This is a genomic window from Stenotrophomonas sp. As-7 (genome assembly GCF_030291015.1).
Lineage (GTDB): Bacteria > Pseudomonadota > Gammaproteobacteria > Xanthomonadales > Xanthomonadaceae > Stenotrophomonas > Stenotrophomonas lactitubi.
On the sequence record NZ_CP127405.1, the window covers coordinates 40,069 to 56,900 of the forward strand.

Annotated in this window: 13 protein-coding genes; 10 read left to right on the forward strand and 3 right to left on the reverse strand. The window is 67.2% G+C overall.

Translation table 11 applies throughout. The features are described from left to right. The first annotated feature begins 7 nt into the window (after positions 1-7). A complete protein-coding gene (locus tag QP457_RS00180; protein WP_205404632.1) occupies positions 8-3,811 on the forward strand; it encodes a LamG-like jellyroll fold domain-containing protein in 3,804 nt (1,267 codons plus the stop codon). 92 nt (positions 3,812-3,903) lie between these two features. On the opposite strand, the gene QP457_RS00185 is transcribed toward QP457_RS00180, so the two are convergent. The 3 genes from QP457_RS00185 to QP457_RS00195 are packed head-to-tail and all read right to left on the reverse strand — an operon-like array spanning position 3,904 to position 7,145. Further along, complete coding sequence (locus QP457_RS00185) at positions 3,904-4,491, reverse strand: cysteine dioxygenase family protein (protein WP_205404633.1); 588 nt, start codon at positions 4,489-4,491, stop codon at positions 3,904-3,906. A gap of 51 nt (positions 4,492-4,542) precedes the next feature. Next, positions 4,543-6,165, reverse strand: a complete 1,623-nt coding sequence (locus tag QP457_RS00190; RefSeq protein ID WP_205404634.1) for a carboxylesterase family protein — start codon at positions 6,163-6,165, stop codon at positions 4,543-4,545. Continuing rightward, the gene (locus tag QP457_RS00195; protein ID WP_205404635.1) at positions 6,162-7,145 is read right to left on the reverse strand and encodes an alpha/beta hydrolase; all 984 of its coding nucleotides are present in this window, start codon (positions 7,143-7,145) and stop codon (positions 6,162-6,164) included. The genes QP457_RS00190 and QP457_RS00195 overlap by 4 nt, the downstream gene beginning before the upstream one ends. 175 nt (positions 7,146-7,320) lie before the next feature. Here QP457_RS00195 and QP457_RS00200 point away from each other — a divergent pair, with 175 nt between their 5' ends. The 9 genes from QP457_RS00200 (at position 7,321) to QP457_RS00240 (ending at position 16,765) form a co-directional block, all read left to right on the forward strand. After that, on the forward strand, positions 7,321-8,130 hold the full coding sequence (locus QP457_RS00200; RefSeq protein ID WP_180164859.1) for a 2-keto-4-pentenoate hydratase: 810 nt from the start codon (positions 7,321-7,323) through the stop codon (positions 8,128-8,130). A 39-nt stretch (positions 8,131-8,169) separates the two neighbouring features. Then, on the forward strand, positions 8,170-9,174 hold the full coding sequence (locus QP457_RS00205) for a TRAP transporter substrate-binding protein (RefSeq protein WP_100461726.1): 1,005 nt from the start codon (positions 8,170-8,172) through the stop codon (positions 9,172-9,174). Between the two features lie 10 nt (positions 9,175-9,184). Beyond that, positions 9,185-9,712 carry a TRAP transporter small permease gene (locus QP457_RS00210; protein ID WP_205404636.1) on the forward strand — a complete coding sequence of 176 codons (528 nt, stop codon included), beginning with the start codon at positions 9,185-9,187 and terminating at the stop codon, positions 9,710-9,712. A gap of 3 nt (positions 9,713-9,715) precedes the next feature. Next, on the forward strand, positions 9,716-10,999 hold the full coding sequence (locus tag QP457_RS00215) for a TRAP transporter large permease (protein ID WP_099819446.1): 1,284 nt from the start codon (positions 9,716-9,718) through the stop codon (positions 10,997-10,999). Between the two features lie 17 nt (positions 11,000-11,016). After that, a complete protein-coding gene (locus QP457_RS00220) occupies positions 11,017-12,606 on the forward strand; it encodes a family 43 glycosylhydrolase (protein ID WP_205404637.1) in 1,590 nt (529 codons plus the stop codon). Between the two features lie 38 nt (positions 12,607-12,644). Beyond that, positions 12,645-13,703, forward strand: a complete 1,059-nt coding sequence (locus QP457_RS00225; protein WP_025875485.1) for a LacI family DNA-binding transcriptional regulator — start codon at positions 12,645-12,647, stop codon at positions 13,701-13,703. Between the two features lie 186 nt (positions 13,704-13,889). After that, positions 13,890-14,738, forward strand: a complete 849-nt coding sequence (gene kduI, locus QP457_RS00230; RefSeq protein ID WP_089241851.1) for a 5-dehydro-4-deoxy-D-glucuronate isomerase — start codon at positions 13,890-13,892, stop codon at positions 14,736-14,738. A gap of 80 nt (positions 14,739-14,818) precedes the next feature. Next, positions 14,819-15,574, forward strand: coding sequence for a 2-dehydro-3-deoxy-D-gluconate 5-dehydrogenase KduD (gene kduD / locus QP457_RS00235; protein ID WP_205404638.1), 756 nt, complete (start codon positions 14,819-14,821; stop codon positions 15,572-15,574). Between the two features lie 93 nt (positions 15,575-15,667). Next, complete coding sequence (locus tag QP457_RS00240; protein WP_205404639.1) at positions 15,668-16,765, forward strand: GDSL-type esterase/lipase family protein; 1,098 nt, start codon at positions 15,668-15,670, stop codon at positions 16,763-16,765. Positions 16,766-16,832: the final 67 nt, after the last annotated feature.

Below are 16,832 nucleotides of genomic sequence, written 5' to 3' on the forward strand. Positions count from 1 at the left end.
ACGCCTGATGCCGCACCGCTCGACCCTGTCCCGCTGCCTGTTGCTGGCGGTGGCCCTGGCTGCCGGCCCCGCGATGGCCGCTACCGATGCACCCACGCTGCTGTTCCACGTCCATGCCGGCAAGGGTCTTGAGGCCGTGGTGGCGCAGGGTGAGGCGGTGCCGAACTTCCGCGACAAGGTCGACATCGTCGACGACGGAGCACGCGGCAAGGCGATCCAGTGGCAGGACGACGGCGTACTGGCCTGGGATGCGCCCGGCAACATCCTCGCCCAGCGCGGCACCCTCGCCTTCGACTGGCGCGCGCGCTACGCAGTGGGTGAAGCACCGTTCGTGATCTTCCGCGTCGGCTATGCCGACCACAGCAGCTGGGACATGGCCTGGCTGCGCATCGACTGGAACGGGCACGGCTTCGATGCGTTCGTCACCGATGCCAACCTCGCCCGCACGCGCGTGTCGTTCCGCATGGACACGCCGCCACGCGCGGACCAATGGCTGCACCTGGCCTTCGCCTGGGATGAAGACCAGGGCGTGCGCCTGTTCGTCGATGGTCGCGAAGTGGCGCGTGTGCAGGCCAGCGGTGACTACGATGCAGCGCTGGACCAGCTCGGCCTGGCCGGACGGGTGATGGCGCCCTACCAGGTGCAGAGCCGCTACAACTTCCTGCGCGGCAGTGATTTCCAGCACATCCGCGTGTACGACCGCATGCTTGATGCTGCGGCCGTCAGTGCGCTCGCGCGTGGCAAGGCCGTCACCAGCGCCGTTGCCGGCGCCAGCGATGATCGCGCCTGGCGCCATCGCTTCGGCTGGGACGGCGCACCGCCACCGGCATTGAGCGCCGCCGGCACGCGCATCCGCAAGATCGAGTTTGCCGATGCCCGTGATCTGAAGGCATGGATGTGGAAGGCCACCGACGGCATCGCCGAGACCACGTGGCCCGGCGTCTACAACCGCTCGCGCCTGCCCGGCCGCAACGACTACTTCCAGTTGCCGGACTGGAACACCTATGTGGAAAGCGGCCAGCACCTGGACCTCACCGTTCCGGTCGGCGAGACCGTCAACCGCGTGGAGATCCGTGGTGCGGCGTTCGGCACGCTGGCCCATGGCCGCGATGCGGCGCACGCCACGCAGGTGCTGGCAACGCGTCCCCAAGGCGTGGTGCGCAGCGTCGACGACATTCCGGCACAGACCGGGGGCGTGCTGCGTTTCAGCAACGTTGAACAGGAAACGCCGATCCAGGAAATCTGGGCGTATGACGTGAGCGAAGGCGCCGAGCCCGATGGCACGGTCAAGCAGACCTATGTCATCGACAGCCAGGCGCTGCCCGACTACACCAACCTGGACACGCTGCGCCGTTACATCGACGGCCGCTATCCGCTGGCCGAACGCAGCACGGTGATGGCGCTGCCGAAGGGCGCAGGCTCGCGGCGCCGCAGCGCCGACACGCTGCCGGCCCAGCCGAAGCCGATCGTGCACGTGCTGATTCCCTCCGGCGTGGGTGATGCGCCGGCCAACCAGCCGTTGATCCGCAGCTGGGCCTACAGCTGGGAAAACATGCATGACGGCCTGGACGGCGTGGCTATCGACATCCCCGCACTGGACCTGCCGGCCACGCACGATGGGCTGATCCCGCTGAACATCCGCATCAAGGATCCGATCTGGCCGGCGCGCGACATGATCGATGTTTCGGTCTCGGTACAACCCGGGCAGAAGCGCACGCTGTGGCTGGACCTGCGCGACCGCATCCTGACGCCCGACAGCCTGTGGTTGAGCATCGCCTCGGCTGCGCCCGGCTTCGACGCGACGTCTCTCGACGGTGCGCAGGTGCGGCTGGTGTTCAAGCCACGCGCCGAGGCGATCAAGGAGCACCTGGCCGACCGCTTCAACCAGGTGCGCGACAACTGGGGCTTCCTGGTGGAGGAACACACCACCTCCAAGCGCCAGCGCCTTTACGCGCGCGTATACGCGGACCTGAGCGATCTGCTGCGGGTCGACCCGGACCACGAGCTGGGCCGGTTGTATTGGAACTACATCAGCTACAACAGCCAGGGGCGACCGCCGTACACCGCGCCGGAGGTGCCCAAGGGGGTACCGGCGTGGGCGTTCCACCAGGTGCAGGACCTGGCCCAGGTGCGGCAGTTCGTCGACTGGTGGATCGATCAGCGGCAGGTGGCCTACGGCGATTTCGGTGGTGGCATCTCCGACGATTCCGACCTGACCCAGCAATGGCCGGGGCTGGCCCTGATGGGCGTGCAGCCGGACCGCCTGAATGCCTCGCTGACCGCATTGTCAGACGCGGTGTACCGCAATGGCATGTTCAGCAATGGCCTCAGCACCATCGAGACCGATGAGCTGCATGCCTACGAGGAAGGCATCAACACCAACAGCGCGATGCTCTACCTCAACTGGGGCGATCCGCTGACCCTGGAACGATTGATGGAAACGGTGAAGGCGTTCGACGAGCGCATCATCCTGCGCAACCCGCAGGGCCATCTGCTGTTCTCCAGCAACTGGTTCGGTGGCAACAAGGTCTATCGCGAACCGAACTGGCAATGGCAGAAGCCATACTCGTTCCCGGTGCTGCATCCGGCGTTCCTGCTGGGCCAGTACAACGCCGACCCGACCGGGCGCCGGCTGGTGATCGGCCTGGCGGACGGCTATCTGGCCCATGCCGGCAGCGACGACAAGGGCCGCTTCACCCTGCCCAACGAAATCAACTGGGCGACCGGTGAGACCCGTGGCGGCGAACTCAACAACGGTTCCGGCAGCGGCGACACCATGCACACGTTCTGGGCGGCATGGCGCTGGACCGGCGATGCGAAGTACCTGCAGGCCCTCGACTATCGCGTGCAACGCGGCGGGCCCGGCGCGCTGGCCAACCTCGGCGAGAACTACGTGGAAGCGCTGGGCCGGCAGCAGGACTGGTACCCGCTGCTGACCGCCGAGGCCGATGCCGGGAAGACCGGCATCGCCAGCCTGATGGCCTGGCAGGCCAGCGGCGACCGCAAGTACATCGATGCACTGCATGCCGATGGCCTGCAGGCCAAGGCGCAACGCGCGTACATGAACACCGAAGGCCATTGGTGGTCCGACCGGGTGGAAGCGCCGAGCGAGTTCCTGCAGCGTGCGCGGCTGGGCGGCATCGCCCTGAAGCGCAACCAGAGCTGGCCCGGGCATACCGTCAGCTGGCGCTTCGATCGTGAGGGCGCTGCCGAGCAGGTAGCGCTGCTGGTGCATGCGCCCTCGCGCGAGCGCTTCGCGGTCACCAGCCATAACCTCGGTTCGCGCGTGATCGCCGCTGACATGACCGGTTGGAACGTGGCAAGCGGTACCTGGCGCGTGCGCAGTGGCGTGGATGGCGACGGCGATGGCCGCATCGACGGTACGCCGCGCGAGCGCGTGGTGCAGCTGGAAACGAGTGCTTCGGTACCGATGCAGTTCCAACCTGGCCGCACCGAGGTATTCGAGTTCGAGCGCGTGTCTGCGGGGACGCCGGTGGATACGCGTCCGGATCTGGGCGTGGGCCGTGGTGATGTGCGGATGGACGGGCGCCAGGTACACGTGACGGTACATGGCCTTGGGCATGTGGCCAGCGGCGTGGGTTTGGCGGTGCTGGAAGATGCGCGGGGCCGCGAGATCGCACGTACCGAAGTACCGGCGATGGCCGCACCGACCGACCTGCTGCCGAAGACCGCAGTGGTGTCGTTGCCGTTGCCGGCGGGTGATCGCAGTGGCCTGCGCGTGCGCGTTGCGCTGGCCGACGGCGGTGAGGAAGTGACGCGGCTCAACAATCTGGTGGATGTGCCGCGATGAATTCCGCGTTCCGCCGGGCATGGCCCGGCGCTACCGATGAATCGGTTGCCCACAAGCCCTGGTAGCGCCGGGCCATGCCCGGCGGAACGCTATCAGGACGCCTCGGTCTCCATCACCTTCACCCGGCGCTGGTACCAGCCGTCATCCAGCGGATCGAACACCGCGCTGCGCTCCATCACGCCCTGGTAGACGTGGACGGATACGGCTATGTCCTCGTCGCTGGCGTTGCGCAGCGTGTGGTACTCGTACGGTGGAATCAGGCTGCCGGCGCTGCCACGGTGCCCGTACAGCGTGTCCTGCGCGGCGAAGCGGTGACGTTCGCCACGCTGTTCCAGCAACGCATACGGGGTCACGATCAGCTCGCCCTGCCAGACGCCCTCCACGCACCACATCGCATCGTGGTCGTGCAGTGGCGTGCCCTGCCCCGGGCCCCAACACATCGCAATGACGCTGTAGCCCAGCGTAGGACTGCGGTGCAGTTCACGGCGCGCGTAATGGCCATCCACCGGACGGCGTACACAGGGCGGCAGTTCGATCAGCGGATCGATGATGGCCTCGCGCAGCACCCGCTGCAGCGCATCGGTGATCGCCTTCGGATCGACCAGGCAGACAGCGCCGTCGATCCCTGCAATCAAGCGTTCGCGGCCGGCGAACGGCGGTGGCGTGAACATCGCTTCCATGAACCGACTCTAGCCGAGGCGGGTTAACAGAATGTTTGCATCGCGGTGTCATCACTGCGTGCCGCGCTGCACGAAGGGCACTTTTGCATAGAGCGCACGCTCTCCCGCACGTGGATCGTCAACCACGCGGCTGTGCCGATCGAACAGCATCGTCTGCCGTTGTGGCAGTGAATACGGGGCCCATTGCGACAGTCCTGCGTGATTCGGATCACCAGAACGTGCAAACGCAATCAGGGCATCGCTCATCGTCGCCGCCAGTGCAATGGCGGCGTCACCACCGCCGGTGCGGGCACCGGGCAGGCCGGCGTTGTCGAACACCAGCGGGATATCGAGCGTGTGGAACGCGCGCAGACGTCCCTCTTCCACCGGTGACGGCCAATCGAGCTGGTAGGCCCAGGTCGGTGCGGCACCCGATGTCTGCCGGGCGCGCGCCTCCAGTTCTTCCACTGCACCACGCCAGGAACGACCGGCCGTAGTGGCGGCGAAGAACACCTCTGACGGCGTGTAGTGCGGGTACAGGCGTCGATATTCTGCGATCACCACAGAAGGTAAAAGATCGACGAACTGCTGCTTCTCCAGCTGCGCCGGCAGACTCTCCCAGGTCAGCGTGAAGTTGGCCGGGTCGTTGCCTAGAAACGCGCGCGTCTCATCGCGGGTGTTGCCGATCACCATCGGAATCGACGCGGACTGCGCCGGTGCCTGTGGCCAGAACGGATGCACCGGCAGCACCACCTCATCCAGCACCGGGCCGAAATACAGCGCGCTGCTTTCCACCCGCGAGGGATCGCGTGTGCGCGTAGCGTCCAACAGGTCGGCTGCTGGCAAGCGCAGTAGTGCCTGCAGGTCACGCGCGCCCACGGCGTCCATCGCAATCGAAGCGCGTTGCGCCGCCGCACGCGGGCCGGCCGCGGTGACCTGCTGCCCGCTCATCGTCCACGCGCGCTGGAACAGCCCCTTCGCTGCGGGCATCGCCATCAGCGTGGCGATCTTGGCGCCGCCACCGGATTGCCCGAACACGGTGATGTTGCCGGCATCTCCACCGAACACCGCGGCGTGCTCCCGCACCCACTGCAGCGCCTGCACCAGGTCGAGCTGGCCGACGTTGCCGGAGGCCGCATAACGCGGGTCGCCCAGCGCGCCCAGGTACAGGTAGCCGAAGGTGTTCAGGCGATGATTGACGGTGACCACCACCACGTCGCCGCGTCGGCACAGCGCACTGCCGTCGTACAGCGGGTCGCTGCCGGAACCGTTGTTGAAGCCGCCGCCATGCAGGTACACCAGGATCGGCCGCTTGCCGCCGTCGCCGAGCGCTGGCGTCCATACGTTGAGGAACAGGCAATCTTCGCTGCCCGGACCATCCGCTCCGGTCTGGGGCGCAGAGGCGGCGTATTCCAGGGCGTCGGCGATGCCACGCCAGCCCGTCTCGCGGCGCGGCGGCTGGAAACGGTAGGCCGCAGTGTCGGCGCCATATCGCAGGCCACGGAACATGTGCACGCCGTGCTCGCGCTGGCCACGCACGCGGCCGCCACGGACGCGCGCAACGATCTGCGTGTCATCGCGTGGTCCAGGCATCGCGGATACTGGAAGTGCTGCGAGGGTAGCGGTGGCCAGCGCCCAGCGTGCACTGTCGCGCAGGAAACGACGGCGCTGCAGGTCGGTCGTCCCTGCGCTCAAGGTGCGGCCTCCGTCGCCTGCAGCCAGCGTTGTGCCAGCAGCGGCCACACGGCCAGCGTTGAATCAGGCGGCATGCGCATGCCGAAGCCATGGCCGCCGTGGGCGAACAGATGCAGTTCGTGCTCGACGCCCGCCTTGGCCAGCGCCTGCGCCATCACCTCGCTGTTGTGCACGCTGACCACGCGGTCGTCGTTGGCATGGATCAGCAGCGTCGGCGGCATGTCCGCGCGTACGTGCTGCTGCATCGAGTACTGCGCGGCCAGCGCCGCATCGGCCTGCTCGCCCAGCAGACGTCCGCGTGAACCGCTGTGAGCATGCGGACCCATGTCGATCACCGGATACACTAGCACCGCGCGGGCGGGACGCGCGCTGAGGCGGTCGATGGCATCGCGCGGTGGGTAGACCGGCGCATCGAAGCCGGTGGCCAGCCGTGCGGCGACGTGGCCACCGGCGGAGAAGCCCATCACCGACACGCTGTCGGCATCCAGCCTGCGCCGCGCGGCCTGGTCGCGCACCACGCGCAGTGCGCGCTGCGCATCGGCCAGCGCCGCCTGGCGGTCGCGGCCGGCCTGCGGCAGGCGGTAGCGCAGCACGAACAGGGTATAGCCGGCACGCTCCACCCACTCCGGCACCAGCGCGCTGTCCTCCTTGTCGATCACCACGCGCTGGTAGCCGCCACCGGGAATCACCAGCAGCGCGCGGCCGTTGCCGTGGGCCGGCGTGTGCACCAGCAGGTAGGGCGCATCGACCTGGTCGATGAAGCGATCAGGGTGGGCCGGATCATCGCTGCGCTCGACCACGCGCGCCGGCCGCGCAGTGCCCATTTCACCGGGCACCTGCCCGGTCGGCCACAGGGGTATCTGTTCACCAGCCAGCTCCTTGCCCAGCCGCTCGCCCGCGCGCAGCGGCGCATCGACGGCGGACGCAGTGATGGCCAACAGCAGGCCGGTCAGCAACAACAGCACACGGGAAAAACGCATGGTGGGCAGGGCTCCAACGGGGAGGCAACAGAGTGGCTGAGGTCACCGACAAGCGCTCGTGATGCGCTGCGGCTTGCACGATGACACCGGTTTACCATATACACCTCCTGCAGACGCTGTCGATGGGCAGTGCAACAACGCCAGAGGGAGACCGTTCTTGAGCAACGAACACGGCATACATGGGCAGACGCCGCCGCCGGACGATGCGGCCGCGATCGCCCACGCCTTCACCACCGCGCGCCGCGCCGGCCAGGCCCTGCCCGGCTTCCCGGGCCTTGTCCCGCCTGACCTGGTGGCTGCCTACCAGGTGCAGGATCTGGCCATCGCCAGCTGGGATGACCACGTGGTCGGCTGGAAGGTCGGCTACATCGCCGCCGAGCGCCGCGATGCATCCGGCGACGACCGTCTGCTGGGCCCGGTTTTCTCGCGTCAGCTGAAAAATGCTACCGGTGGAACAGTGGACATCCCGGTGTTCGTCGGCGGCTTCGGCGCGGTCGAGGCGGAGTACGTGCTGGAGCTGTTGGAGGACGCTCCAGCCGCGCAGCTGCACTGGTCACCCGAGCAGGCTGAAGCGCTGCCGGCGCGCCTGTACATCGGCGTGGAAGTGGCCAGCAGCCCGCTGGCGACGATCAACGAGCTCGGCCCGCGCGTGGTGGTGTCCGACTTCGGCAACAACAACGGTCTGGTGCTGGGGCCGGAGATCGCCGACTGGACTGCCCGCGACGAGACCGACCTGCGCGCCGAAACCCTGATCGAAGGCGAGGTGGTCGGCACCGGCGGAGCGACCCGCCTGCCCGGTGGCCTGCGCGCGGCGTACGCGTTCGCGCTGTCCCGTTCGGCACTGCGCGGCCGGCCGTTGCGGCGCGGCGACCTGATCGCCACCGGCAACGCCACCGGCATCCATGACATCACCGCAGGACAGACGGCGCTGGTGCGGTTTGCCGGCATCGGCGAGATTGCCTGCAGGGCCGTGCCGGCCGGGTAACCGCCGCACGATCCGGTGAACACGCGCGGGAGGGCGCAGATGATCACACGACGACACTTCCTGGCCGGTGGCGCTGCTGCGCTGGCCACCCCGATGCTCGCGGCCTGTGGCCGCGGGCCCGCCGATGCCATCGACGGTGGCCAGCTGCTGACCGCCACTGATGTGCATGTGGCCGACTACCCCACCGTGACCGCGGTGAAGTGGATCGGCGAAACGCTGCAGCGTGAAAGCAACGGTCGCCTGCGCCTGCGGCAATACCATTCCGGCCAGCTCGGTCGCGAATCGGAAGCGATCGACATGGCCCGTTTCGGTGCCATCGACATCACCCGCGTGTATGCCGGTGCGCTGAACAACGCATTTCCGCTGACCCAGGCACTGTGCCTGCCGTATGTGTTCGAGTCGGTGGCGCACCAGCGCGCCGCACTCGATGGCGGCATCGCCGAGGCGGTGCTGCGGGGTTTCGAGAGCCGCGACCTGGTCGGCCTGGCGATCTATGATTCCGGCGCGCGCTGCTTCTACAACACCAAGCATCCCATCGTGCAGCCCAGCGATCTGCACGGGCTGAAACTGCGCGTGGCGTCCTCGGACATCTTCATCCAGCTGATGCGCCTGCTCGGCGCCAACCCGACGCCGATGTCGCTGGGCGATACGTTCTCCGGCATGGAGACGCACATGATCGACGGTGCCGAGAACAACATGCGCAGCTTCCATTCCAGCCGCCATTTCGAGGCGGCGCATTACTGGTCGCAGAGCGATCACTCGTATGCGCCGGACGTGCTGCTGATGTCGCGCGCCAGCTTCGAGCGCCTGCAGCCGGCCGATCGCCAGCTGCTGCTGGAGACCGCACGCGCCTCGGTGAAGGTGATGCGCGAGCAATGGGATGCGTCCGAAGATGCCGCGCGTCGCGCGGTGCTGGCCTCTGGCGTGAAAGCCAACGAGGTGGACCTTCCCGCGTTCCGCGCCGCCGCCCAGCCGCTGCTGCAGCAGTACCTGCAGCAACCCGAGCTGGCCGCGCTGGTCGCCCGCATCCGCGCTGCCGCTTGAGGACACTGCCATGACCGAGACGACGATTGCCGCCGCCGGCCCCGGCCAGCGCCTGCTGGACCGCATCGCCGACATCGCCATCTACATCGCCGTGGCTGCGCTGCTGGGCCTGGTGGTGGTGCAGGGCTGGCAGGTGTTTGCCCGCTATGTGATCAACGATTCGCCCAGCTGGACCGAGCCGGTGACGCTGCTGCTGCTGGCCACGGCGATGAGCCTGGGCGCGGCCTGCGGCGTGCATACCAACCGCCACTTCGGCTTCTTCCTGCTGCACGCCTACATGGGGGCCGGCCTGCGCCGGGCGGTGGATGTGTTCACCCAGCTGGTGGTGGCCGTGCTGGGTGGCTTCATCGCGTTCTGGTCGGCCGACCTGCTGCTCGATGGCATGGACATCAAGACCGCCGGCGCCAACCTGCCGCAGAGCATCAACTACCTGCCGCTGGCAGCGGGCGGTGCGCTGATGCTGCTGTTCGCACTGAACCGTGCGTGGAAGGCGCTGCAGGCCACGCCAGCCGACGCCGACGCTGAAGGAGATCGTTGATCCATGGGCATCACCATCCTGTTCGCTGTTTTCGCCGCACTGCTGCTGCTGGGCGTGCCGGTGGCCTACGCGCTGGCCGCCGCCGCGCTGGCTACCCTGCTCTACCTGGACATCCCCAGCATCGTGCTGGTCCAGCAGATCTCCGCCGGCACCGGTTCGGCCTCGCTGATCGCCATTCCACTGTTCATCTTCGCTGGCGAGATCATGATGCGCGGCGGCATCTCCGAACGCCTGATCGCCCTGGCGTCATCGCTGGTGGGGCGCATGCGTGGCGGCCTGGGCCAGGTGTCGATCCTGTCCTCGCTGTTTTTCGGCGGCGTGTCCGGCTCGGCCATCGCCGATGTTTCGGCCGTGGGTGGCACGATGATTCCGCAGATGGTCAAGCGCGGCTACGACCGCGACTTCGCGGTGAACGTCAGCATCACCGCCGCGCTGGTGGCGCTGCTGGTGCCGCCATCGCACAACCTGATCCTGTTCTCGGCCGCTGCCGGTGGTGGCCTGTCGATCGCCGATCTGTTCGCCGCAGGCATCGTGCCGGCGCTGCTGATGACGCTGGCATTGATGATCACCGGCTATGTGGTCGCGCGTCGCCGTGGCTATGGCGTGGAAGTGTTCCCGGGCTGGCGCGCGGTGCTGCTGCGCATCGTCTCCGCCCTGCCCGGCCTGGGCCTGGTGGCGCTGATCTTTGTGGGTATCCGCGCCGGTATCTTCACCGCGGTGGAGAGCGCGGCCATCGCCGTTGTCTACGCCCTGCTGGTCACCACCGTGCTGTACCGGCAACTGCGCTGGCGCGAGTTCTTCGACACCGTCATCCATGCCGCGCGCAGCACCGGCGTGATCCTGTTCGTGATCGCCACTGCGGCGGTGTTCGGCTGGCTGCTGGCCTACCTGCAGGTGCCGGCGGCGGCGGTGGACTTCCTGCAGTCGTTCGCGCACAGCCAGTTCATGGTGCTGCTGATGATCGTGGTGATGCTGTTGCTGCTGGGTACCTTCATGGACCTGGCACCGATGATCCTGATCTGCACGCCGATCTTCCTGCCGGTGGCCAAGGCCTATGGGATCGATCCGATCCACTTCGGCCTGGTGCTGGTGCTGACCGGCGGCCTCGGCCTGGTCACCCCGCCGGTAGGCTCGGTGCTGTTCATCGGCACCGCCATCGGCAAGATCAGCGTCGGCCAGAGCATGCGCACCATCTGGCCGTTCTGGTTCGCCGCGCTGGGCGTGCTGCTGATCGTCACCTTCTTCCCGTCGCTGTCGCTGTGGCTGCCCGCCGCGCTGCGCGCCTGATGAGCGGAGGCGCTCCCATGACACACACCCTGCACCGCGCTGCTGCAACTGCCGTGCTCGGCCTGCTGCTGGCTGCGCTGCCTGCACTGGCTGCCGATCCCGCGCCCGCGCAGTGGAAGCGCGGCATCGAGCAGCAGCGCCAGGCTGACCTTGGCAACGGCACCTTCCTCAACCCGGTGCTGCCTGGTGACAGGCCCGATCCGTCGGTGCTGAAGGACGGCGAGGACTACTACCTCACCCTGTCTTCGTTCGACGCCTACCCCGGCCTGCCGATCTGGCACTCGCGCGACCTGGTCAACTGGCAGCCGCTCGGCCATGCGATCACGCAGAACGTGGGCGCGATCTGGGCGCCGGACATCGTCAAGCACCACGGACGCTACTTCATCTACTTCCCGGCGCGCACCGGTGAGCGCCGCAGCAACTTCGTGGTCTGGGCCGATGACATCACCGGCCCCTGGAGCGCACCGATCGACATCGGCCTGGGCGGCTACATCGACCCCGGCCATGCGGTGGGTGAAGACGGCAAGCGTTACCTGTTCCTCAGCGGTGGCGACTATGTGCAGCTGGCCGATGACGGCCTGAGCGTGGTGGGTACGCCGAAGCACGTGTACGACGGCTGGCGCTACCCGGAAAGCTGGGACGTGGAGGCGTACGCGCAGGAAGGGCCGAAGATCCACTTCCGCGATGGCTGGTACTACATGACCACTGCGGTGGGCGGCACTGCCGGCCCACCGACCGGGCACATGGTGATCACCGCGCGCTCGCGCTCGATCCACGGCCCCTGGGTGAACGCGCCGAACAACCCGATCATGCGCACGCAGTCGGCCGCTGAACCGTGGTGGTCGCGCGGGCACGCCACGGTGATCGAAGGCACCGACGGCCGCTGGTGGATGATGTACCACGGCTACGAGAACGGCTTCTGGACGCTGGGCCGGCAGGCCCTGCTGGAGCCGATCGAGTGGACCGCCGATGGCTGGTTCGTGGCCAAGGGCGGGGACCTCGGGCAGCCGCTGCGCAAGCCATCGGGCAGCGCGCTGACGCCGCACGGGATGGCCCTGTCCGATGATTTCAACGGCCGCACGCTCGGCCCGCAGTGGGCGTTCTTCAACCCGGCGGTGGATGAATACCGGCGCCTGCGCTTCAGCGGCGACGGCCTGGTGCTGCAGGGCAAGGGCAGCACGCCGCGCGATGCCTCGCCACTGACCACCATCGCCGGCGACCCGGCGTACCAGTTCGAGGTGCAGATGGAGATCGCCCCCGGCGCGGTCGGCGGTGCCCTGCTGTTCTACAGCGACCGCCTGTACGTGGGCGTGGGAAGCAATGGCGAGCAGTTCGTCATGCACCGCTACGGCGAGGAGCGCCCCACCCGGCTGGCGGCCAGTGCCAAGGGCGGCCGGCTCTGGCTGCGGGTGACCAACAACCGCCACATCGTCACCATCCACTCCAGCGCCGATGGCCAGCGCTGGCAGAAGTATCCGGTTCAGATGGAAGTGTCCGGTTACCATCACAATGTGGCCGGCAAGTTCCTGGCACTGAAACCGGCGCTGTATGCGGCCGGCAACGGTGCGGTAACCTTCCGCAGCTTCCGCTATCGCGCGCTGGACTGAGCGCGCGCTGGAATCCCCAGGCTTATCGGGTTCACTACATGTCAGTGCGCAACAAGAACGATGCCGCTACGCCGGCATTGGCAAAGGGCAAGGCAGCCACGATCAATGACATCGCGCGACTGTCGGGTGTATCCAAGAAAACGGTTTCAAGGATCATCAACAACTCGCCGCTGGTGCGCAAGGACACGCGCGACAAGGTGGAAGCGTTGATGCGCGAGGTCGGTTACACCCCCGACCCGCTGGCCCGTGGCCTGGCCTTCCGCCGCTCGTTCCTGATCGGCATGGTCTACGACAATCCCACCGCGCAGTACATCGTGGACATGCAGTACGGCGCGCTGGATGCGCTGCGTGGCTCCAGCTTCGAACTGGTGGTGCACCCCTGCGACAGTCGCAGCCCGGGTTACATCGACGGCGTGCGCCGCTTCGCCCAGCAGCAGAAGCTGCATGGGGTGATCCTGGTGCCGCGTGCGTCCGAAGACCAGGCGCTGGCGGACATGCTGGACGAGATCGGCTGCCGCTTCACCCGCGTGGCGGCGCTGCCGCTGGATGAAACCTCGCAGATGGTGGTCACCCACGACCGCGATGGTGCCGCCGAAGCGGCCGATTACCTGCTTTCGCTTGGCCACCGCGATATCGCCCTGGTAACCGGCCCGAGTGCCTACCGCTCGGCGCACGAACGCACCGCCGGCTTCATCGAGGCGCTGTCGCAGCGTGGCATCGAGCTGCCGAAGGATCGCATCATCGAGGCCGGCTACACCTTCGAATCCGGTGTGGCCGCCGCCGAGAAACTGCTGCTGGGCAAGCGTCGGCCGACCGCCATCTTCACCGGCAACGATGAAATGGCCGCCGGCATCTACAAGGTTGCACTGCGCGCGGGCATCAACATTCCGCGCCAGCTGTCCATCGTCGGCTACGACGACAGCCCGCTGGCCTCGCGCCTGTGGCCGTCGCTGACCTCGGTGCGCCGGCATACCCGCGATACCGGCCGCACCGCAGCGGCGATGCTGATCCAGCCCGAAGGCCAGCCTGCGCTGCAGATCGCCAGCGTACGTCCGCACCTGATCGTGCGCGATTCCTGCCAACCGCCGGAGGACTGATTCCGAAGGAATCAGTCCTGTAGGTCGCCAGCTTGCTTGCGACACCTTTCAAGAGGTCCCACCCCGCCGAAGCCGCCTGACCGGTATCGTGCGGCGCAAAATGACACCGGTTTCCTGTCTGGCTAGAATCGACCGTGAACCGTGCCGGGGCCGAACCATCGGCCCGCCCCCTGCTCTGGAGAAGCCATGTACTGCAAGACCCATTACGCCACCCATCCCGATGCCATCAAGGGCGCCAGCAACGATCAGCTGCGCGAGCTGTACCTGCTCGATGGCCTGTTCAACGCCGATGCGGTGACCCTGAAGTACACCCACTACGAGCGCTTCGTGCTGGGCGGCGCCGCGCCGGTCAACGGCCCGCTGGCCCTGCCCGCGCAGACCGAACCGGCCTCCGCCGCCGGCCATCCGTTCCTGGAGCGCCGAGAGCTGGGCATCATCAACGTCGGCAGCGGCACCGGTACGGTCACCGTCGATGGCACCGTGTACACGCTGGGGCCGAAGGATGGCCTGTACGTGGCGATGGGCAGCAAGGACGTCGTCTTCGCTTCGCAGGATGCCGCCAACCCGGCGCAGTTCTACCTGGCCTCGACCCCGGCCCATGCGCGCTTTGAAACCAAGCAGCTGTCGATCAAGGACGCGGTTGCACTCGATCGCGGCGCGCTGGAAACCAGCAACGAGCGCACCATCTACCAGTACATCGTGCCGGCCACCTGCCAGTCCTCGCAGCTGCTGCTGGGCCTGACCGTGCTCAAGCCGGGCAGCGTGTGGAACACCATGCCGCCGCACCTGCACGACCGCCGCAGCGAGGTCTACTTCTACTTCGACCTGGGCGACAGCGACCGCGTCTACCACTTCATGGGCGAGCCGGACGCACAGCGCCACATCGTCATCCAGAACAACGAAGCGGTGGTGTCGCCGCCGTGGTCGATCCACATGGGTGCCGGTACCAGCAACTACGCCTTCATCTGGGCGATGGGTGGCGAGAACCTGGATTACACCGACATGCACGTGCTGGACATCTGCCAGCTCAAGTAAGCACTGACAGGCCACCGCGCACGCTGTGCGGTGGTCGCTTGCCTGCATCACGCACGCCTCTACCAAGGAACGCATACGCAATGACCAATCCCTTCAGCCTGGAAGGAAAAGTCGCTCTGGTAACCGGTGGCAATACCGGCCTGGGCCAGGGTATCGCGGTGGCACTGGCTGCCGCCGGCGCCGATGTCGCGGTGGCCGGCATCGCCCCGCCCACTGAAACCATCGAGAAGATCACCGCGCTGGGCCGCCGCTGCCTGGCCATCGAAGCCAACCTGATCAGCATCGAGCCGGTCGAGCGCGTGGTGCGCGAAACCATCGAGGGCCTCGGCAGGCTGGACATCCTGGTCAACAACGCCGGCCTGATCCGTCGTGCCGATGCGGTGGACTTCAGCGAGCAGGACTGGGACGACGTGATGAACGTCAACATCAAGTCCGCCTTCTTCATCTCGCAGGCCGCCGGCCGCAATTTCATCGCCCAGGGCAGCGGCAAGATCATCAACATCGCCTCGATGCTGTCGTTCCAGGGCGGCGTCCGCGTGCCGTCGTACACCGCCAGCAAGAGCGGCATCGCCGGCATCACCCGCTTGCTGGCCAACGAGTGGGCTGGCAAGGGCGTGAACATCAACGCGATCGCGCCGGGCTACATGGCTACTGACAACACCGCCGCGCTGCGCGCCGATGCAGACCGCAACAAGGCGATTCTGGAGCGCATTCCGGCCGGTCGCTGGGGCAACCCGGAAGATCTGGCCGGTGCGGCGGTGTTCCTGGCCTCGTCGGCGTCGGACTACGTCAACGGCGCAGTGCTGCCGGTCGATGGTGGCTGGTTGGCGCGCTGACGCGCACGGATCTGTAGAGCCGAGCCCATGCTCGGCTGTCGCGCTCTGATCAAAAAACAGCCGAGCGTGGCTCGGCTCTACAGGGGGCTGGCGATGCGAAGGCTGTTGTTGCTGCTGTTGCTGTCGTGCAGCGCCGTGCATGCGGCACCGGTGCGGCTGTTCATTGCCGGTGATTCCACCGCTGCCGAATACGGCCCCGATCGCGCGCCGCAGGCCGGCTGGGGACAGATGCTGCAGAGCTATCTGGACCCGGCGCGTTTCGAAGTGCACAACCACGCCAAGGGCGGGCGCAGCACGCGCAGCTTCATCGACGAAGGGCGCCTGGATGCGATTGCCGCCGAACTACGTCGTGGCGATGTGTTGCTGATCCAGTTCGGCCACAACGACGCGAAGTTCGAAGATCCCACGCGCTACACCGATCCGGACAGCGACTATCCACAGCTGCTGATGCGTTACGTGCAGCTAGCGCGTGACAAGGGCGCCACACCGGTGCTGGTCACGCCGGTGGCGCGGCTGCTGTACGACTTCGGTTCGCTGCTGGATACGCATGCGCGTTACACGCTGGCCATGCAGCAGCTGGCCGCACGCGAACACGTCGCGCTGATCGACCTCAACGAACGCAGCATGCGCTGGATCCGCGCACTGGGCGAGCACGGCGCGCGTCCGTACTTCCTGTTCGTGCCCGAGCAGAACAAGGCCGATGGCACGCACTTCAGCGCGGCCGGTGCCACTGCGGTGGCGTGCCTGGTGCTGCGCGAAGCGGTGCTGGTGTTGCCGACGCTGCAGCCGGCACTGGTGCGTGATATCGACTGCGATGTGACGGGTGCAGGGCAGGGTGACGATCCTGCGCGACCCTCGCAGGTGGTGCACGAGGACACGCTGGCGCGTGCGCAACCGGGCCCGCACGGCGGCGCCGGGCCGACCACGGCGTATCCGTTCTTCGCCGATGCGCAGGGCCTGCCATTCGTGCTGCGCAAGCGTGTGCTGCACAAGGGCGCGGGCATCGGCCTGCATCCGCAGCACAAGGATGAGATCTATTACATCGTGAGCGGGCAGGGCAGCTATGTGCTGGATGGGAAGCAGCATGATGTGCGTGCGGGTCATGCGCTGCTGACGCGCAAGGGCAGCGCGCATGCGCTGCAACAGGTGGGCGAAGAGGATCTGGTGGTGCTGCTGGCGTACCCGCGGTAGCTGAAAAGCAGCCGAGCGTGGGCTCGGCTCTACACGGGTCTGCGCTTATCTGTAGAGCCGAGCCCAT